This window comes from Arthrobacter sp. MYb23 (genome assembly GCF_002979775.1).
Taxonomy (GTDB): domain Bacteria; phylum Actinomycetota; class Actinomycetes; order Actinomycetales; family Micrococcaceae; genus Arthrobacter.
This window is the reverse complement of sequence record NZ_PCPR01000004.1, coordinates 117,907-136,796: the sequence shown is the minus strand read 5'-3', so window position 1 is coordinate 136,796 and position 18,890 is coordinate 117,907. Positions and strand designations below refer to the sequence as shown.

General features: G+C 62.7%; 14 protein-coding genes and 1 tRNA gene. 2 read left to right on the top strand and 13 right to left on the bottom strand.

Features of this window, described 5'->3' with window-relative positions; all coding sequences use genetic code 11:
- The first annotated feature begins 84 nt into the window (after window positions 1–84).
- Window positions 85–726 (top strand): aminodeoxychorismate/anthranilate synthase component II, encoded by a 642-nt coding sequence (locus CQ020_RS07055; protein WP_105691191.1) that lies wholly within the window; start codon window positions 85–87, stop codon window positions 724–726.
- Between the two features lie 97 nt (window positions 727–823).
- Here the strand turns inward: CQ020_RS07055 and pknB are convergent, their stop codons facing one another.
- The 7 genes from pknB to CQ020_RS07020 are packed head-to-tail and all read right to left on the bottom strand — an operon-like array spanning window position 824 to window position 10,408.
- Window positions 824–2,731 carry a Stk1 family PASTA domain-containing Ser/Thr kinase gene (gene pknB / locus CQ020_RS07050; protein WP_105691190.1) on the bottom strand — a complete coding sequence of 636 codons (1,908 nt, stop codon included), beginning with the start codon at window positions 2,729–2,731 and terminating at the stop codon, window positions 824–826.
- A 10-nt stretch (window positions 2,732–2,741) separates the two neighbouring features.
- Complete coding sequence (locus CQ020_RS07045) at window positions 2,742–4,583, bottom strand: protein kinase (RefSeq protein WP_105691189.1); 1,842 nt, start codon at window positions 4,581–4,583, stop codon at window positions 2,742–2,744.
- The gene (locus CQ020_RS07040; RefSeq protein ID WP_105691188.1) at window positions 4,580–6,037 is read right to left on the bottom strand and encodes a penicillin-binding transpeptidase domain-containing protein; all 1,458 of its coding nucleotides are present in this window, start codon (window positions 6,035–6,037) and stop codon (window positions 4,580–4,582) included. Before CQ020_RS07040 ends, CQ020_RS07045 begins: the two co-directional genes overlap by 4 nt.
- Entirely contained in the window at window positions 6,034–7,464 is a 1,431-nt protein-coding gene (locus CQ020_RS07035; RefSeq protein ID WP_105691187.1) for an FtsW/RodA/SpoVE family cell cycle protein, read from the bottom strand. The genes CQ020_RS07040 and CQ020_RS07035 overlap by 4 nt, the downstream gene beginning before the upstream one ends.
- Window positions 7,461–9,170 carry a PP2C family serine/threonine-protein phosphatase gene (locus tag CQ020_RS07030; RefSeq protein WP_105691186.1) on the bottom strand — a complete coding sequence of 570 codons (1,710 nt, stop codon included), beginning with the start codon at window positions 9,168–9,170 and terminating at the stop codon, window positions 7,461–7,463. Before CQ020_RS07030 ends, CQ020_RS07035 begins: the two co-directional genes overlap by 4 nt.
- 3 nt (window positions 9,171–9,173) lie before the next feature.
- Window positions 9,174–9,653, bottom strand: a complete 480-nt coding sequence (locus CQ020_RS07025; protein ID WP_024818875.1) for an FHA domain-containing protein — start codon at window positions 9,651–9,653, stop codon at window positions 9,174–9,176.
- A gap of 5 nt (window positions 9,654–9,658) precedes the next feature.
- Window positions 9,659–10,408 (bottom strand): DUF3662 and FHA domain-containing protein, encoded by a 750-nt coding sequence (locus tag CQ020_RS07020; RefSeq protein ID WP_105691185.1) that lies wholly within the window; start codon window positions 10,406–10,408, stop codon window positions 9,659–9,661.
- A gap of 375 nt (window positions 10,409–10,783) precedes the next feature.
- On the opposite strand from CQ020_RS07020, the gene CQ020_RS07015 reads away from it, so the two are divergent.
- A tRNA-Leu gene (locus CQ020_RS07015) sits at window positions 10,784–10,866 on the top strand.
- A 123-nt stretch (window positions 10,867–10,989) separates the two neighbouring features.
- Here CQ020_RS07015 and CQ020_RS07010 read toward each other — a convergent pair.
- The 6 genes from CQ020_RS07010 to CQ020_RS06985 are packed head-to-tail and all read right to left on the bottom strand — an operon-like array spanning window position 10,990 to window position 18,814.
- Window positions 10,990–12,189 (bottom strand): PLP-dependent aminotransferase family protein, encoded by a 1,200-nt coding sequence (locus CQ020_RS07010; protein WP_105691184.1) that lies wholly within the window; start codon window positions 12,187–12,189, stop codon window positions 10,990–10,992.
- Window positions 12,186–13,889 (bottom strand): ABC transporter ATP-binding protein, encoded by a 1,704-nt coding sequence (locus CQ020_RS07005; RefSeq protein WP_105691183.1) that lies wholly within the window; start codon window positions 13,887–13,889, stop codon window positions 12,186–12,188. Before CQ020_RS07005 ends, CQ020_RS07010 begins: the two co-directional genes overlap by 4 nt.
- A gap of 1 nt (window position 13,890) precedes the next feature.
- Window positions 13,891–14,745, bottom strand: coding sequence for an ABC transporter permease (locus CQ020_RS07000; RefSeq protein ID WP_105691182.1), 855 nt, complete (start codon window positions 14,743–14,745; stop codon window positions 13,891–13,893).
- The gene (locus CQ020_RS06995) at window positions 14,742–15,695 is read right to left on the bottom strand and encodes an ABC transporter permease (RefSeq protein WP_105691181.1); all 954 of its coding nucleotides are present in this window, start codon (window positions 15,693–15,695) and stop codon (window positions 14,742–14,744) included. The genes CQ020_RS07000 and CQ020_RS06995 overlap by 4 nt, the downstream gene beginning before the upstream one ends.
- Window positions 15,692–17,344: an ABC transporter substrate-binding protein gene (locus CQ020_RS06990; RefSeq protein WP_105691180.1), complete on the bottom strand. Its 1,653-nt coding sequence runs from the start codon at window positions 17,342–17,344 to the stop codon at window positions 15,692–15,694. Before CQ020_RS06990 ends, CQ020_RS06995 begins: the two co-directional genes overlap by 4 nt.
- Before the next feature lie 57 nt (window positions 17,345–17,401).
- Window positions 17,402–18,814, bottom strand: a complete 1,413-nt coding sequence (locus CQ020_RS06985) for an FAD-binding oxidoreductase (protein WP_105691179.1) — start codon at window positions 18,812–18,814, stop codon at window positions 17,402–17,404.
- Window positions 18,815–18,890: the final 76 nt, after the last annotated feature.

Below are 18,890 nucleotides of genomic sequence, written 5' to 3'. Positions count from 1 at the left end.
GGTGCTGATGGTCGAGTTCCTTTTCCCGTGGTTTTCCCAATTCACCACTCTGACCGACTCAACGATTGGTTTAGTGCAACAGCCATGAGCACAACAAAAATTCTTGTAGTGGATAACTACGACAGCTTTGTCTACACGCTGGTGGGGTACCTCCAGGAACTTGGCGCCGAGACGACGGTTGTCCGCAACGACGACGTGACACTTGCCGAGGCCATAGAGCTGGCAGCAAGCCGCGACGGCGTCCTGGTATCCCCCGGCCCCGGCACCCCAGCCGAAGCCGGCGTCTGCATCGAGCTCATCAAATGGTGTGGCGAGGCCGCCAAGCCCATGTTTGGTGTCTGCCTGGGACATCAGGCCCTGGCCGAGGCCTATGGCGGAGTGGTGACCCACGCGCCGGAACTCATGCACGGCAAGACGTCGCCCGTCCAGCACGAAGGCAAGAGTGTCTTTGCCGGTCTCCCCTCACCCGTCACGGCAACGCGCTACCACTCCCTGGCAGCGGTTCGGGACTCCATCCCGGACGTTCTGGAGATCACCGCCGAGACCACCAACGGAGTGGTGATGGGCCTGCAGCATAAGACCGCACCCCTCTGCGGCGTCCAATTCCACCCGGAATCGGTGCTCACTGAAGGCGGATATCAGATGCTGGGCAACTGGCTGGAGTCCCTCGGCATGACCGGTGCCGCCGAACGCGCCTCAAAGCTGAGCCCCCTGATCAAACAGTAGGTGAGGCGCGGCTGGCGCCGCTGACACCCTCCGCGGGCTCGCTCGTTCCTCGCTTAGACGCCCGCTTCCGGGTGCCCGCAGCGACAGCCCAAGCCCCCTACTTTTTGGTTGCCGTAGGCTTCGGCGACGGCTTCTCGGTTTCCGTGGGAGTCGGCGTCGGGGTAGGTGTGGGCGGTGGAGCCGGGGCCTTGGCCACCGTGACAGTGACGACCTTGCCCTGGGCCACCTCAGTGTTGAAGGCGTCGCTTTGAGCAGTGACTGTCCCAGCTGCAACCTGCGAGTTTTCCTGCTCCACGATCGCGATGGTGAGGCCGTTGGCCTTGAGCGCGGCTTCCGCTTCGGTCACCGGCAATGCGATCAGCTGCGGCATGAGGACCTTGCCGGTGGAAACCTGCAGTTCCACCTTGCTTTCCACAGCGATTGCGCCGCCCGGTGCGGGAGCAGTACCGATCACCACTCCCGCGGGGACAGTGGGGCTGTGGGTCAGGGCGGTCACCACTTCCCCGGTGATGCCAAGCCTGCGCAACGCCTCGCGTGCGTCCGGTTCAGTGCGCCCCACGATGTCCGCCGGGATGGTCACCGAGCTTGGGCCACTAGAGATCTTCAGGATGACTTCAGCATCTTGTTCCAACAGAGCGCCGGCAATCGGCGATGTCCCGATTGTCATGTCCTTGGCCACGGTGTCGCTGGGCTCACGAACTGATTTGGGCTTCAGTTTGGCTGAATACAGTTCCTGGATGGCCTGCGATTCAGACATGTTGGTAACTACCGGCACGGCAATTTTCGCCGGGGGCGGCGGTTGCATGTTCATGAGGCTGTAGAGCCAGAAACCGCCGCCGGCCAGTACCAGGATTGTGAAGATCACCAAAGTGGCAACCCAGGCACGACGGCGGGACTTCTGGCTCGCCGGCAGCTCACGTTCCGGTGGGAGACCCAAAGGAAGAGGTTCTTCCTGGGGCGGATCAACAGGTTCGTCTTTGAACTGGTCGGCATTGAGGAAGCCCACGGCCGTAGTGCTCAAAAGCTCCGTTGCCGGGTCTTCAGGATCCACGAGGTCGTTGGGGTCTGTGGGAGCCTCGCTGGCTGCCACCGCAGCCACGGGGATGCCGTTGCTGGCTGCACGCAGGGCACGGCGGAAGGCTGCCGCGTCCTGGAAGCGATCCGTGCGGCTCTTCTGCAGGGCTTTAACCAAGACGGAATCCAGTGCTTCGGATACCTCCGGGTTGTGGGCGCTGGGAAGGTCCGGGATCTCACGGACGTGCTGATAGGCCACCGATACGGGGCTATCGCCAATGAACGGAGGCCTGCTGGTCAGTAGCTCGAACAGCAGGCAACCGGCAGAGTAGAGGTCACTGCGCGCATCCACCGTTTCGCCACGGGCCTGCTCCGGCGAAAGGTACTGGGCGGTGCCCACCACGGCCTGCGTTTGGGTCATGGTGGCGGCAGAATCGGCCATGGCACGCGCGATGCCGAAGTCCATGACCTTCACATCGCCGGTGTCGGCACAGACCATCACATTTGCGGGTTTGATGTCGCGGTGGACGATGCCCGCACGGTGGCTGTACTCGAGAGCGCCGAGGACACCCAAGGTGAAGCCGACGGAGTCCTCAACGCCAAGCTCGTTGGCTTTGATCATGTCGCGCAGGGTGCGGCCTGCCACGTACTCCATGACGATGTACGGGACACGCACGTCTTCGCCGGGGCCTCCAGGAACCGAGTATTCCCCGGTATCAAAGATGGCCACGATGGACGGGTGGTTCAACGCCGCGACAGCCTGGGCCTCACGTTTGAACCGTGCCTGGAACTGGGGATCCCGGGCGAGGTCGGCGCGAAGCACCTTCACGGCGATGGTCCGCCCCAGCAGGGTGTCCGTTCCTCGGTAAACGTCCGCCATGCCGCCACGACCGATCAACTCGCCAAGTTCATAGCGGGAATTGAGGATGCGCTGGGAGGACACGGGTGTGCTCTCCTCTCGGTGCGCAGGACCTGGACGTGACGTTGACATGGCGGCTTACTTAGTTTCTCGGGCTGCCGGAGCCGCTGGGCGTGGAAGTCGGTGTTCCGGGATCCACCGGCACCAGAGCCTTGGACAGGAAGTAAGTGACCGTTGAACCTGCGGCAACCTGGGTGCCGGCTGCAGGTGAGGACCGGACGAACGTTCCGGGCTGCTGGCCAATTGCACCGTTGACGGGTTCTCCGGCCACCCACTGCAGTCCGGCTCCTTCAATGGCTTGCCGGACCTGGGCTTCGTCCACTCCAGGCGCGATGGCGGGTACAGCCACCAGTTCCGGACCCTTGGAGTAGGTCACGGTGATGGTTTGCCCCGGGTCCACGGGCCCTGTGGGGTTCAGGCTGATGACGATTCCCGCAGGAGCCGTTGCATCGAAGACTTCCTTACCGTCCACGCCGAGACCCAAAGCGCGAAGCTGCCCACTGACCGTCTGGAAAGGCTGGCCCTGGTACTGCTCCGGGATGACGTTGATCTTCTGGGGCTCCGACTGAGCGGGCTGCGGCGCTTCGCTTGTCTCCGTAGGCCTGGGCGTCGGAGTAGCCGAGGTAGAGGTAGGGCTGGCACTCCGGCTGGTGCTGGTGGTGGTGGACTCACTGGGTGCGGGGGTCGGCGAGAAGAACCCCGACTGGGAAATCAGGAAACCAACCAAGGCAAACAAGACCAGAAGGATCAGGGCAACCAAGGGCCACGTCCACGGGCTGCGCTTCTTGCGCTCCGGCTCAGCGTCATCGAAGTTCTCGTCGTCCGTGTAGACCACTTCGTCGTCGTTGAGCTGCCGCTCAGCCTCCAGCGCATTCGCACGCGTCAAGGGGTTATCAGAAGACGCGGCAGCGGCTCCCAGAGCAGCTCCTGCAGCGCCGGCGCCCAGCACCGGAAGTGCGGACGTCGCCGTCGTCGACTGCTCCTTGCCATAAGGCGAGGAGACGACGCCGGTGGGTGCCGTTGCGGTGTCTACCGGCGCAGTGATGGGGCCGGTAGTGGATTCGAACAACAGCATGCCGGGTACGGCGGCGTGCGCCGTGGCGATGTCGCCATTGCGGATGGCCTCGGCAGCTTCGGCCAGCTTGATGGCGTTGGCCGGACGGTTCTTGGGATCCTTCGCCAGCATGGACATCAACAAGGCGCGCACAGGGGTGGGCAGCGTCTCCGGAAGGGGCGGCGGTGCGTCGTTGACCTGGGCGAGGGCAATGGCGATCTGCGATTCGCCGGTAAACGGACGGTGCCCGGTGAGGCACTCGTAACCGATGACACCCAGGGAATAGATATCCGAGGAACCCGTGGCCGTCTGTCCGGTGGCCTGCTCTGGTGCCAAGTACTGGGCGGTACCCATCACCTGGCCGGTCTGCGTGAGCGGAACCTGATCTGCCAGCCGGGCGATGCCGAAGTCCGTCACCTTGACGCGGTTGTCTGGCGTGATCAGCAGGTTTCCCGGCTTGATGTCGCGGTGGACCAGGCCTTGCGCGTGAGCAACGGCCAAGGCGCGTGCTGTCTGCGAAATGATGGAGAGTGTCATGTCCGGGGACAGCACCTGCTCGCGCTCAAGGATGCCGCTCAGCGGGTGTCCGGGCACGAGTTCCATGACCAAGTAGGCCGAACCGGCTTCCTCGCCGTAATCGAAGACGTTGGCGATGCCCACGTGGTTGAGAAGGGCGGTGTGGCGCGCCTCGGCACGGAAGCGCTGGAGAAAGCCGGGGTCACCCGTGTATTCCTCCTTGAGCACCTTGATGGCAACGATCCGGCCAAGGATCTGGTCCTTGGCCTTCCAGACCTCGCCCATGCCGCCAATCGCAATGCGACTGGTCAGCTGGAACCTGCCGCCGAGTGTGATTCCTGAAGTAGGCCTCACTTATTCAACACCGCCTCAAAAATCTTCTTTGCGTTCGGACTGGTTAGCTGGGCCCCGGTTAGCACGTCAACACTCTCCATGACGATGGTGACGGCTACTTGCGGGTCGTTTGCCGGGGCGAACCCGGTAAACCATGAGTTGTTCAAACCTGAATCGCCGAGCTCGGCCGTACCGGTCTTGCCGGCAACTTTGACGCCGGGAACGGCTGCACCCTTGGCAATGCCATTGTCCACGGCACTGGTCATCCACTCAGTGATCTGACTGGCGATGGGCTGCGTGGTGCTGGTGCGGAGCGCCTCGGGCTTGGGTTCGTTGATGACGCGCAGATCGGGCGCGCGGACGGCCTCAATCAGGTTCGGCTTCATCTGCACCCCGCCGTTTGCGATGGCAGCCGTCATCATGTTGATCTGGAGCGGTGTGGCCTTGACGTCGCGCTGACCCACAGACGACTGGGCCAACTGAGCCTGGTCCAGGTCCTCCGGGAAGACGCTGACGGCCTGCTGCAGCTTGAGCCGGTCACCGAAGTCCTGGCCGAAGCCGAACTTCTGCGCCTGTTCCCGGATGGCATCCTGGCCGAGGTCAAGCGCGATGCTGGCAAACGGGGTATTACACGACTGCTCAAGGGCGAAGGCGAAGGACGCAGTTTCGCGGACGTTGCAGTTGCCGCCGGCGTAGTTGGGCAGGCTGGCACTGCTTCCGGGCAAGGGAAGGCTGCTGGGGTTCGGCAGCTCGCTGTCCTTGTTGTACTTGCCGGAGTTCAGGGCTGCGGCGGTATCAATGAGTTTGAAGACCGAGCCAGGGGACAGCAGGTTGCCGGTGGGGCCGCTGACGTTTTGGTTCAGGTTGATGCCCGGAACCTGGTTCAGCTGTGCGTAGTTGGCTTCCGCAGTGGTTCGGTCATGCGTGGCAATCAGGTTGGGATCGTACGTCGGCTTGGAAGCCATTGCGAGAATGGCGCCGGTCTTGGGGTTGGTGACCACAATGGAACCGCGCTGGCCTTCAGGAATCAGATCCATGGCCAACTGCTGGATGGCAGGATCCAAGGTCAACTCCACTGACGCTCCCTTGGGTTCTTTGCCGAGGAACATCTGGCTCATGCGATCCAGGAACAACTGATCGGAGTTTCCGGCCAGAGTTTCTCCCATGGACTGTTCCAAGCCGGTGGAACCAAAGAACTTGGAGAAGTATCCCGTGATGCCGGCATAAAGCTCCGGCTGGTTGTATTTCCGCTGGAAGGCGCAAGATTCAGTGCCGGGAACCGACTCCGCCACCGGCTTTCCACCCACAATGATCGAGCCGCGCTCGTTGCAGAAGGACGCCAAAACAGCGCGCTGGTTCCAGGGGTTGGCATTGAGGTCGTCAGCACCAATCACCTGGACGTAGCTGATGGCGCCGAAGATCAACGCGAACATGGCGACGGCAGCCATCCAACTACTGCGAATAGCCTGGTTCATTGTTGCTTCACCGCCTCTGTTGGTGCACTGGGTGTCTGTCCTGTGGTCGGTTTACGTGTGCCCGGGGTGCTGCTGCTTGCCGGAGGTTTGTTGACCATGGGGGTGGTATCCACTGGACCGCGGGCCGTATTGGAGATCATGAGCAGCAGGCCGACGATTATCCAGTTGGCCAGAAGCGAAGAACCACCGGCCGCAAGGAACGGCGTGGTGAGCCCGGTCAACGGGATGAGTCGGGTAACTCCACCGATCACTACGAAGCACTGGAGGGCAATGGCAAAGGACAGGCCACATGCCAGGAGCTTCCCGAACGCATCGCGGGTGCCCAGCGCTGCGCGGAAGCCGCGGGTAAAGAGCAGCAGGTAAAGCATCACCACTGCGAAGAGGCCGATCAGGCCGAGCTCTTCACCGATGAGGGCCACAATCATGTCGCTGTTGGCGAAGGGCACCAGGTCCGGTCGGCCCTGACCAAGGCCAGTACCCACCAGGCCACCGTCGGCCATTCCGAACAAGCCTTCTACGATCTGCCCGCTGCCTCCGGGAGACCTGCCGAACACTTCAGGGGTGAATGCGTTGATCCAGCTGTCGATGCGGAACGCCACATGCGAGAAGATTTGTGCCGCAACGAAGCCGCCGCCCAGAATCAGCAGCAGGCCGATCACTACCCACGAGATCCGGCTCGTGGCCACGTAGATCATGACGATGAACAAGCCGAAGAAGAGAATGGAGGATCCCAGGTCCCGCTGGAAGACGAGCACACCAATGCTCACCAGCCAGGCGGTGATCATGGGGCCAAGGTCTTTGAACCGCGGGAACTGCATGGGGCCGATCTTCCGGCCTGCCAACAATATGAGATCGCGGTTGGAGGACAGATACCCGGCAAAAAATATGGCAAGCGTGATCTTGGCGATTTCACCAGGCTGGAACGTCATGGGTCCAACGCGGATCCAAACGCGCGCACCAAGGATTTCACCTGCCGAGATCCCGGGAATCAACGGGAGAAGCAGCAGGAAAGCACTGGCCGCCAGGGAGATGTACGTGAAGCGGCGAAGGATCCGGTGATCCTTGAGGAACCAGATCACGGCAATGGAGACCGCCATGGCAATGAGGGTCCACCGGAGCTGGTTGTTGCCCGTATCGTCTCCGGGTCCATCCATACGGTGAATCAACGCCAGGCCGAGACCATTGAGCGCAACGACAATGGGAAGTATTACCGGATCTGCATACTTTGCCCGAAGCCTGAGAACAACGTGGAAGGCGAAAGCAGCCACAGCCAGGAGGCTGGACTGGAACCAGAAGTCACTGTCCAACCCGACTTCCGAGTTGATACTCACCAATGCGCTGGCGCCGATGCCCACAGCGAGGGCAAGAACAATGAGCACCAGCTCAACGTTCCGGCGGGGCTTGGGGGCTATCTCAGTCTGCATCATTTGGCCGCCTCACAGGGAGTCGGGACGGGCGAAGGAGTCGGGCTGGCAACGGCAGCCGTGCTGGGAATGGCCACAGTAGCGGTAGGCGCAGGTGTGGGGGATGCCGAGCCTGTTGCAGTGGCCGAGGGTGCGGGACTCGGGCAGTTTGCGGAGGCGCTGCCGGTGTTCCGCAGGTTCTCCACGATGCCTTGGGCACTGTCGAGATCGCCCGCCGGTACCGTCTGGCGTACGCTCTGTTGGCCGTATTCCGGCAATGAATCCACCCTGATGTCGGTTACGGCTTCGAGCCGGGAAAGCTGAATGGGGCCGAGTCTCTGCGAGATCCCGTTGAAAATGGCGACCCGCTGATCGTATTCGCCCACGTAGTAGCGCGTCTGAGTCCAGGCGTAGCCAAGCCACAGGCCCACCACCACGCCTAAGACAACAACGGCGGCGACGGCAGGCATCAACCACCGCACGCGACGACGTGGCGGCTCTTCGGCCTCAACACGGTCCTGCTCAGCTTTATGCGTCAGGACAGTAGCTGCCCTCCGTGCGACAGTGCGGCCGGCGACGGTAGGAATGGAGCCCGTCTCGGCAGCAGTCGCGGCGGCACCAACTAGCTCATGTGGCCGGCTGGCCAACTCCTCGCGCAGCACTTCCGCGGACAAATGCTCGCCCAGATGGGGGTCAGTGGTGGCAGGAGGTTCTGAGGAATCGCCGTTGGATGCCCCTTCAGCGCCGTCTTGTTTATCGTCCGGATCGCCCGCGCTGAACGAGGATCCAGCATCTGCTTCCAGAGCCGCCCTCGCACTGGACTCGGACTTGCTGTCCTCTGCTGCCTTCGTGGCGGAAGGGCCATCGGGGGACTTGGTGGCCGTGACTGCTTCTGGCTCGTCAAGCGCGGCCAGCGCCGCTGCCGGAACGACGTCGACGGCGGCCGTGTTGACGTCGTCGTCGGTCTCCTCCGCAATCTCCAACATCACCACGGTGACGTTGTCCGGGGCGCCAGCTTCCAGCGTCAGGTCAATAAGGATTTCGGCACATTCGCGCAGGTCCTTGGTCTCACGGACCATGCGCTCCACGACGTGGCCGGCTACGTAGTTGAGTCCATCGGAGCAGAGCAGCCAGCGTTCGCCGGGTTCAACATCCAGAACGTCCAGATCCAACTCAGGGCTGGCATCGACGTCGCCGAGGACCCGCATCAAGACGTTCTTGTGCGGATGCGTTTCGGCTTCTTCCGGACGGAGCCGGCCCTCGTCAATGAGCCGCTGCACGAACGTGTGGTCAATGCTGACCTGCTCAAACTTCTTGTTGCGCAGCCGGTAAGCGCGGGAATCGCCAATGTGGGCGAAGTGGAGCTTGCGACCCTCCAAAAGCAGGGCTGTGACGGTGGTGCCCATGCCGGAAAGCTTGGGATTTTGGTGCACAAGCTCGGATAGCAGGGAGTTCGCGGTCTGGATCTCGTCAGCCAGAACGGTGTCCGCGCCCTCCGGATAGTCGTCATGATCGAGATGGATCATGTCCAGAACAGTTGACGCGGAAGCGACATCGCCGCCGGCGTGACCGCCCATGCCGTCGGCCACCACGGCAAGATGACGGCCCACGTATGCGGAGTCGTCATTCTTGGAGCGGATCCGTCCGACGTCGGAACGCGCGGCGTAGCGCATGATGAGCGGGCGCTCCGCGGGCTTTTCCTGGCCTTTGGGGGTCTCGGGGGAGGCCATGGACTACGGCCTCAATTCAATGACCGTCTTGCCGATTCTCACGGGGACGCCAAGCTCCACCGGCAGTGCGCGGGTGAGCTGTTGATCGGCCAGGTAGGTGCCGTTGGTGGAGCCCAGGTCCTCGATGAACCAGCGGCTGCCCTGCGGGAACAGACGTGCGTGCCGGCCGGAAGCGTAGTCGTCCTCCAGGACAAGCGTGGCTTCCTGCGCGCGGCCCAGCAGGATGGGGCTGGCAGCCAAGGGAACAGTGGTGCCCTTGAGAGGGCCCTCAGTGACCACCAAGGTGCGAGCATGCTGGATTGCAGGCGGCGGCGAGGCCGCGAGTTCCGGATGTTTGCGGACTTCGCGTGCCGTGGGAACGCCGGTGACAGCCTTGCGGCCTATCTGGAAGTCGCGGCGCATAGTGGTCACGATGCTGAAAATCAGGACCCACAACAAAAGAAGGAATCCGAAGCGAAGCGCTGTAATGGTCAGTTCGCTGATGTCGTTCACGCGTGGCCACCCGGGGTTTGGGGGAGGAGGCGGAAAATGATCTTGGTACGTCCCATCGTGATGGTTGAGCCGTCTGTGAGCTCCACGCTGCCGTTCACTTTATGTCCGTTAACGTAACTGCCGTTGGTGGAGCCCATATCAACGGCCCACGTGCTGCCATTCTCGGTGCGGACCTCAAGGTGCTTCCGTGAAACTCCGGTGTCGTCCACCAGGATGTCAGCTTCGGACGAGCGGCCCAGCACCACGGACCGGGCATTGAGGGAATACCGCTGGCCGCCGATATCCAACACAGGCTGGAGGCGGGTGGGTTGGCGGGCCGGTGCTGCCGGAACATTGGACCGGGGTGCCTGAGGGGCAGCAGCAGCGTCATCGGACGATTTCTCTGTCCGGGAAGTGATCTCGAAATGTCCGGCACGCTCTTCGTCGTTGCGACGGAACGAAATGCGGACAGCGCCTTGGAGCGTATAACCCTGGCTGCGGACATGTTGGATAACAACGTCACACAGTTCCTCGGCCAGCGGTGTTCCCCATTCCTGGGCCCGGGCAAAGTCTTCGTCACTCAGCAGGACATCAAAAACATTCGGAGCCAGCGTGCGTCCGGCAGCGATGGTGATGGACTTATTGTCCAACTCGCGCCTCAGCTTGCTGGCAATCTCCACTGGCTCAACACGTGCCCGCGACCCCGTGGAGAAGACGTTGCGTACTGCCTTTTCAATGCCGCGCTCGACTTTGTCCAGCAAACCCATGGTCCTTCTCCTTTCCTTGCCGCGGCACCCGTTGTGCCTGGTCCGATAGTCAGTGCATTGCTCCGTCCGCGAACACAGCGAAGTACGCGCCCGACGGCCCTTCCACTTCCCGATACTACTGGGACTGACTGGGAATGGCCTTAATCCACAACGCCTTGCGACCCGGAAAAGTTCGTTTCCGGCCCATGGTGGCGCGGGAGGCGGGGGATGAAATTTCCGTGAGGTTCAGCTGTTGTTGAGGCAGTCCTGGTGTGTTCGGCGGCCCTTCGCACTGGTCGATTGGTGTTTTGCTCCGGATGTCCGTTATGCTTGATCTCGCTGCTTTTGAAGGAAACGAAGCTGGGAAACCCGCGGAAGTCCAGAAAAAGAAGTTGCGCGCGAGTGGCGGAACGGCAGACGCGCTGGCTTCAGGTGCCAGTATCCGAAAGGGTGTGGGGGTTCAAATCCCCCCTCGCGCACGCAATTGAAAGAGCCCCGATCTTAGGATCGGGGCTCTTTTGTTTTCCCGCGCCCAAGTAAGTCGCAGTTGAGGCCGTTCTGAGCGCTGGGAACGACCTGAACTGCTACCTAGTTGGGTGGGGCTACGGAACTTGGCGCTTCAGCGCACGTCCCAGGCGCGCAGCCGCCTCCTCCAGCTTTGATGCCTCTACGTCGCCGTACGCCAGGCGCAGGTGTCGGTGAGCGTCCGTTCCGGGCCCCGATGGGAAGAACGAACCCCGCTGGTACTCGACGCCTTCTGCGCTGGCATCGGCGGCCAATTGCTCCGGGTCTACGGTGTCGTCTGACAGTTTGGGCCAGAGGAACAGCCCGCCGTCCGGGAGGACAGTTTCAAAAGCTCCCGGAGCTTCCCGGTGCAGTGCGGCGACCAGCGTTTCAGCGCGGTTCCGGTACAGGGCTCGGGCCCGGTTCAGGGTTGCGTCGAAAATTCCGGGATCGGACGTGACCAGTTCCCCGATGATGGCTTGGACCAGCGTGGAGCTGTGGGAATCCTGGCGGCTGCGCAATGCCACCAGATCACGCGCCAGCCGCACCGGCGCCACGGTCCAACCAAGGCGCAACCCCGGCCCTAGTGTTTTGGTGAAGGTGTTGATGTGGAGGACGTGGTCTGAGTTGTTGAATTCCTCCACACTCTCCTGCTCGCCGGCAAAGCGAAGCTCACGGTACGGGTTGTCCGCCAGCACCACGAATCCGTAGTGTTCCGCCAGCCGTACGAGCTCTTTCCGGGCCTCTCCGGACAGTGTGCCTTGGGATGGGTTGTGGAAGTCCGGCACTGTATATAAGGCGGATGGGCGGGCGCCGCCCCTGAGCTGGTCCGCGAGATGATCGACGTCGAGACCCTGCGGGCCTACCAATACCGGCAAGGTCCGCGCGTCAGAGAGCTGGAGACCCCGAAGGAACAGCGGGAAGATCGGATTGTCCACGGCCACCAGGTCGCCGCGTTCCACCACGGACTGGATGGCCAAGGAAAGTCCATGGAAGCCGCCGTTCGTGATGAGGATCCGGTCAACGGAGACGCCTTCGCGTTCTGCGATCCACTCCCGCAGCGGCGAAATACCCTCTGTCCGTGAGTATTGGAGCGCAGGGACGCCGGGCTTGGCCAGCACACGTGCTGTGGCGGCAGCCAATTCCTCGGTGGGGAGGACGCTGGGATCCGGAATGCCACCAAGAAGCTCGATGGCATCTGCCCGACGATCACGCAGCGTCTGGTCCCCAAAGCCCTTGGGGGCGGTAAAGGCCTCGATGAGTGCGGGCCGACGGGTGGATATCAGATTCACGGTCATGCTGTTGCCTTCGCTAGTTGTTTGCCGGCTGTCGGCTCGGCAGGCACGGATGCCAGTGGAATCGCCTCGAGGAGGGCACGGGTATAGGGATGCTGCGGTCGGTGAAAGATCTCCTCCACAGGACCGTCCTCCACCACTAGGCCGCGCCGCAGGACGGATACGGAGTCAGCTACCTGCCGCACCAGGGCAAGATCGTGCGAGACGAACAAATACGTCAGGCCCAGCTCGCGTTGCAGTTTGGACAGCAGCTCAAGGATCCCCGCTTGAACGCTCACGTCCAGGGCTGAGGTGGGTTCATCCAAAACCACGACGTCGGGCCTCACCACCAGTGCCCTGGCGATCGCCACCCGTTGGCGCTGGCCGCCGGAGAGGTGCGCAGGCCGTCTCGAGGCCACCTCGGATGGCAGGCCTACAGCTTCCAAAGCCTCGCGAACCCGCTGGGCACGCTCTGCCTTGGTGCCCACGCCGAATTGGTCCAGTGGTTCGCGGACAATCCTGCCCACCCGCCAAGTGGGGTCGAGGGACGTGAACGGGTTCTGGTAAACCAGTTGGAGGTGGCGGCGGATCTCGCGGACGTCGGCCCTGGAACGGCCCGACGTCGATTGGCCGGCTACCTTAATGTCCCCACCGTCCGGCTGTTCAAGACCCAACAGCAGCCGGACCGCGGTGGTCTTGCCGGATCCGGACTCGCCAACGAGCGCGTGCGTCCGCCCACGGTCCACAGAGAAGGACACGCCGTCGCATGCAAGGACGTCCTTTCCGCCGGCCGAGAAGCGCTTGGTCACACCCTGGACATCGATCTGGGGTCCCGGTGACGGTGAGGAAACAGCCTCAGTGCGGGAGCCGCCGTCGTGCGCTTCCCTAAGGGTGCTGCGCTGGTTCCTGTACCGGTCCGGGTGCAGCGCCGGGACGTCGGCCTGAAGGCTCCGCGCGTAGTCGGTGGTAGGCGAAGCGAACACTTCGAAGGACGGTCCACTCTCCTGCACCGAGCCGTCCTTCAACACAACCAGGGAATCTGCGCGCTCGGCGGCGATCGCGAGGTCGTGCGTGATGAGGAGCAGGCTGATGTCCAGCTCGCGGCGGAGCTCGGTCAGCATGTCCAGGATGAGCTTCTGAACCGTCACGTCCAACGCAGAGGTGGGTTCGTCAGCCACGATCAGTGCCGGACGAGGCAACACCGTAAGCGCAATCAGCACTCGCTGGAGCATTCCGCCGGAGAGTTGGTGCGGGTAGGAATCGTAAACCCGGGCAGGGTCCGGAAGGCCCACTTGCTCCAGTACGTCCAGGATTTTCGCGCGGCGAACCGTTGGGTCTGTTTCGCCGAGCAAGGCGGCAGCCTCATGAGCTTGCGCGCCGATGGTCCGTACGGGGTTCAACGCCGAGGCAGGGTCCTGGGGGATGAAGCCCAATTCCCGGCCTCGGAGGGGACGGAAATGCTTCTCGGGCAACGCCAGGACATCCTGTCCGTTGAGCGCGACACGCCCCGTGGCCGTCGCTTCTCCGTGGGGAAGCAACCGGAGAATGGCCTTGGCGATGGTGGACTTGCCCGATCCCGACTCTCCGATGAGCGCCAGGCTCTCGCCCTTGGCTACCGAAAAGGAGACGTCATGGACCACGGCGGTGGGACCGTAGGCGATGGACAAGCCTTGCACTGTTAATAGGTCTGCGGACATGTTGCGGTCCTTGGTGTTCAGGGTCATGTCATTTCGCCTTTCGCAGCCAGCGGCTGATGCGGTTGACGGACAGTACGGTGACCACGATGACCAGCGCCGGCGCGTACACGAGCCACGGCGCAGTCACGTAGGTTTTGCCCGAGGCCACCAGGAGTCCCCAGTCGGAGGCCGGGGGCGGATCTCCGTAGCCAAGGAAGGCCAGCGAGGCGATGATCAGGATGGACGTGCCGAACTGGAGCACTGCCAGTACCAGTACGGATCTGTAGGCGTTGGGAAGGATGTGGCCGATCAACGCGTGGAGCCGGTTCCCGCCCTCCAGATAGGACGCCTCCACGTAGGTGGCGCTGCGGACGCGCATCACCTCCGCGCGCATCAACCGGGCAAAGACTGCGACAGCGGACACTCCGGTGGCGATGGCGGCGTTGATGGTTTGGAAACCCAGCGAACTGACGATGACCACGGCCAGCAGGAATCCGGGGATGGCGAGGAGAACGTCAACGAACCGGCCAAGGACTGAGTCCAGCCAGCCGCCGCGGAATCCACTGGCGAGCCCGATGATGCTGCCCACCACCAACCCGATGAGCACTGCCACCAAGGCGCTGGTGACCGAGGATGCGGTGCCGTACACCACGCGTGCGTACTGGTCGCGTCCGAGGTAGTCCGTGCCGAACCAATGTGCGGCACTCGGCGCGGCCAGCTTGCTCGCGGTGTCGCCCGTGACCGGGCTGAACGATGTAAAGAAACCCGGGACAAGTGACCACAGGATGACCAGCAGCACCACGGCGAAGGACAGGATCACGGTGACCGGAGGCAGTCCCGCGGTGAGCTTTTTGGATGCTGTTCCAACATTGCGCAGTTGGGTGTAGCCAAGTGTGGCAGTCATGCGCCCACCTTCTCCCTGAGTTTGACGCGCGGATCGAGCAACGGCGACGCGAGGTCGGCCACGAGGTTGACGGCCACGAAGACCACGGCTGAGAGGGACACCACGGCTTGTAGCACCGGTTGGTCTTCTCCCGTCACTGCTTTCTGGACAACGGTGCCGATGCCGTCACGGCCGAAGATCGTCTCGGTAATAACGGACCCGCCCAGAAGCTCACCCACAATGAGAGCCACCATGGCCACGGAAGGAAGGGCTGACGGCTTCACCAAGTGCTTGGCGAAGAGCTTGGCCTCGGAGAGACCCCGGGACCTGGCCACCAAGGCGTACTCCTGCCGGGATTCATGGTCCAAGCTCGCAATCAATACCTCGGCCAGCGGCGCGGAGACCGGAATGGCCAAAGTGATGGCCGCGAACAGCGTTGCCACCGGGCTGTTGGGATCTGTTGTGGTGAAGGAATGAAGCCGGAAGGCAAAGAACTCGATCAGCACCAGGCCGATCACGAAGTTGGGGACCGACAGGAAGAACGAAGGAATGGAGCGGACGATAGCTGCCCACTTGCCCGGCAAATACTGGGCGCCGTACGCGATGACCACTGCGAAAACAATGGCGATAAGCAGCGCGCTGGTGGCAAGAGTGAGCGTGGAAGGCAACGCGTCTCCCACGATCTGGGAGACCGGAAGGTTGGACTGAAGCGAGAATCCCAGCTCTCCCGTGAGGAACCGTCCGAGGGAGAGCAGCAGCTGCACGATCACGGGCTGGTCCAAGCCGTAGAACGCCACGATCCGCTGGATGTCTTCCTCGCTCAGTCCGTGCTGCGGGTCCCGGAGGGTGTTGGTGATGGCGTCACCGGGGAGGACGCTGATCACCAGGAACGTGAGGACATAGGCCAGAAGAACGACGACGACCGCCTGACCCGCGCGGGTCAACGCAAAGCGCTTGTAATCGCTGGTCACTGCGAGATCCAAGCGGTGTAGAAGTTGGCGTAGGCCAGGCCGTTGTACTGGACATCCTTGATCTTCGGGCTGATCAGGTAGAGGCGCTGGACGAGCTGGTTAAGAGGGATAAAGTAGCCCTGCTCCAGGACGTACTGCTGGAGCTCGTCGGCGACCTTCTCGCGGGATGCCCGGTCCGAAGCCGTGGCGATCGCAGTGGAGAGGTCGTTGAGCTTCTGATCGCTGGTTCCAAGCCCGAACCAGTCCTCGCCCTTGTTCTGGCTTGTCAGGACTCCGGCCACCGTACCGACGTCGACGAAGCTGCGTGAAGTCTGGAACAGCGGCGGCTTGCTGGCCTGGACAGCCGCGTAGCCGGCTACATCCACAACCTTGAGGTTGACCTTGATGCCCACCTTCTTGAGCTGCTGGGCGATGAGCTCGTCTTCGGCCTTGGTGGACGGGACATAGGGGTTGGGTGTGAGGGTGAACTCGAGGGTCTTGCCGTCCTTGGTGCGGTAGCCATCCGATCCGGAAGCCCAGCCGGCGTCGTCCAGAAGCTTGTTGGCTTTGTCGGCGTCGAACGTGAAGGAGTCGCTGAACTCGCCTGCTTCCGGGACGTTGCCTTGGATGAACGTGGTGGCCGCGTTCCAGTCGCTGGTGTAGACGGTCTTAAGGATCTCGTCGCGGTCAATGCCGTGCTGGATAGCCTTGCGTACGGCGGGATCGTTGGTGGGGAAGGCCTGCGTGTTGACCTGGAATCCGTCCACGAAGCCCAGGTAACGCGGCGTACCCACCGTGAAGCCCTGTGCCTTGAGCGATTCGATTTCCTGCGGCTCAACGTTGAACGCAACATCGGCCTGGCCGGAAACCACTGTGGAGGTCCGGACCGAGGTGTCCTTGATGACCTTGTACGTGATGGTGTCCAGGCGGGCGGGACCGGTGTGGCCGAGCGCTGCGGGACCCCAGTTGTAGTCTTTGCGCTTCTCCAGGACGTAGCTGTCGCCTTGCTTCCAGGACTTGACCACAAATGGGCCGCTGCCGATTTCCTGGCTGAGGTCGGCCTGGGCTTCCACCGGCAGGGCCAGGGTCTTCGGGGAGAGCAGGATGCAGCCGTGGTAGGCCAGCGTGGCGATGAAGCCCAATGCGGGAGAGGAGAAGGACACCTTCACGGTTTCCGCATCGGAGGCCTCAGCTGACACGAAGTTGCTGGACGGGAAGAGGCCCACCTTGCTGACGCCACGCGTGGAATCGCCCTTGGCCCAGGCGGTGAGGTTGGCGACCACGGCCGCTGCATCCAGCGGTGTTCCGTCAGAGAAGGTCACGCCCTTCTTCACGTGGATCACGAAGTCCTTGGCGCCGTTGAGTTCTTCCCAGCTCTCAGCAACCCACGGGCTCAACTCACCCTTTTCATTGACGTACACCAGCTTGTCCGTGATCTGGCCCCAGAGGTTGCCCTCGTAGCTGGAGATGGACGTCTTGCTGGACACCCAGCCCGTGTCGTAGCCCTGGATCAGGAAAGTGATGCTGCCGCCGTCCACCGGAGTTGTGGAACCCGCGCCGGTGCTGGCTGTTGTGCCGCCGCACGCGGTGACCAAGGCGGAGGTGGACAGTGCGCCGAGGCCTGCAAGGAAGGCCCGCCTGCGGAATTCGGAGGTATTAAAGGTGTTCACTGAGTTTGCTCCTGATGCGTTGGGGGATTGCGTTGGGGGTTGCTGCTGGCAGGGCGCTTAGATGGCCTTGCCGGGATTGAGGGTCTGCTGGGGGTCGATTGCCGCTTTGATGGCGTGCTGCACCTCGCGGCTGCGCTCCGAGAGTTCCAATGCGGCCCATTCGCGCTTGATGGTTCCCACACCGTGCTCGCCGGTAACCGTGCCGCCGAGCGAAAGCGCCACCTTCACCAGTTCAGTGGCAGCTTCCAGGAGGGAGGCAGGCGGGTTCGCGCCGTCGTCGGGCGTTTTGTCCTTGGTGATGAGCGGGTGAAGGTTCCCGTCGCCCGCGTGCGATAGCGCCGAGATGTCCACACCGAAGCGCGCTTCCAGGGCAGGGAAAGCGGCGTAGACCTTGGGCAGTTGGGACTTGGGAACGGCGATGTCCTCGCCGATGTACCACTTGTCCTGCGGGAGGCCGCGGCCACTGCGGCGCAGTTCCCACAGCCGCACGGCGTCGTCGTCGGACTCCACGGTGACGCGGCCGCCAACCGCGCTGAGCGCTGTGGCGAGGTCCGCTGCCTGGTCGCCGATGCCGTAACCGTCGATCTCGATGAGAATCAGTGCGGCACCCCTTTCCCGCAGGCTGGTCCCGGAGTGTGCGTCGATGTTGGCGAGGCTGGGGGTGTCGAAGAACTCGATCGCGGCCGGGCGGACCGGTGACAAGGTGATGGCTGCCAGCCCGTCCGTGCCCTCCGCGGTGCTATTGAAGAACGCGCTGACAGTCTTGCGGGCCACGGGGATGGGGCGGAGACGGACCGTTGCCCTGGTGACGATGCCGAGGATGCCTTCCGAACCTACAAACAGCGAGGTCAGATCCAGTCCCGTGACGCCCTTGATGGAGCGGTGGCCCACAGTGATGAGGCTGCCGTCCGGGAGAACGACGTCCAGTGAAAGGATGGACTCGCGGGTCACACCATATTTGGCGCAACGAAGACCGCCCGCATTCGTGGCGATGTTTCCGCCAATTGAGGAGATATCGAAGCTCGCCGGGTCAGGTGCATAGAAAAGACCAAATGACTCAAGATGATTATTCAAGTCGGCATTGATGACGCCTGGTTCCACAACCGCCACTTCATCCAGGGGCGACACTTCGATGACGTTGGTCAGCTTTTCGGTGGAAATGACCACTTGGTCTTGTTGCGCGGTGGCGCCGCCCGACAAGCCCGTCCCGGCTCCGCGGGGGACAACGGTAAGACCGAGTTCCGCTGCGAGTCTTACCGCCGTCTGAACTTCCGTTGCTGAGAGGGGAAGCACGACGGCGGGGCCCGGGTTTCCGCTTGCGGCTGCGGTTTTGGCGGTGGCTGCGTCGTGGCTGTAGCGGGTGGTCCCGGTGCCGGGTTCAAGAACCTCGATGCCATCAACCTGGTGCCGGAGTTCCTGGACATATGTCTGGATTGAGGTGTGGTCTTCGGTGAGTTGCTGTGTTGTCATGCCGGCGTCTCTCTGTCCGGGTGCATGACAAGGCATTCCTGCGTGAAGCACCCAAAGGCTTTTGATGGATTTCCCG

Bases quoted from the DNA above. Each gene is read 5' to 3' on its own strand.
- CQ020_RS07030 (WP_105691186.1), bottom strand. From the start codon at position 9,170: ATGGCCTCCCCCGAGACCCCCAAAGGCCAGGAAAAGCCCGCGGAGCGC.
- CQ020_RS07055 (WP_105691191.1), top strand. From the start codon at position 85: ATGAGCACAACAAAAATTCTTGTAGTGGATAACTACGACAGCTTTGTC.
- CQ020_RS07035 (WP_105691187.1), bottom strand. From the start codon at position 7,464: ATGATGCAGACTGAGATAGCCCCCAAGCCCCGCCGGAACGTTGAGCTG.
- CQ020_RS07020 (WP_105691185.1), bottom strand. From the start codon at position 10,408: ATGGGTTTGCTGGACAAAGTCGAGCGCGGCATTGAAAAGGCAGTACGC.
- CQ020_RS07005 (WP_105691183.1), bottom strand. From the start codon at position 13,889: ATGACCCTGAACACCAAGGACCGCAACATGTCCGCAGACCTATTAACA.
- CQ020_RS06985 (WP_105691179.1), bottom strand. From the start codon at position 18,814: ATGACAACACAGCAACTCACCGAAGACCACACCTCAATCCAGACATAT.
- CQ020_RS07010 (WP_105691184.1), bottom strand. From the start codon at position 12,189: ATGACCGTGAATCTGATATCCACCCGTCGGCCCGCACTCATCGAGGCC.
- CQ020_RS07000 (WP_105691182.1), bottom strand. From the start codon at position 14,745: ATGACTGCCACACTTGGCTACACCCAACTGCGCAATGTTGGAACAGCA.
- CQ020_RS07040 (WP_105691188.1), bottom strand. From the start codon at position 6,037: ATGAACCAGGCTATTCGCAGTAGTTGGATGGCTGCCGTCGCCATGTTC.
- pknB (WP_105691190.1), bottom strand. From the start codon at position 2,731: ATGTCAACGTCACGTCCAGGTCCTGCGCACCGAGAGGAGAGCACACCC.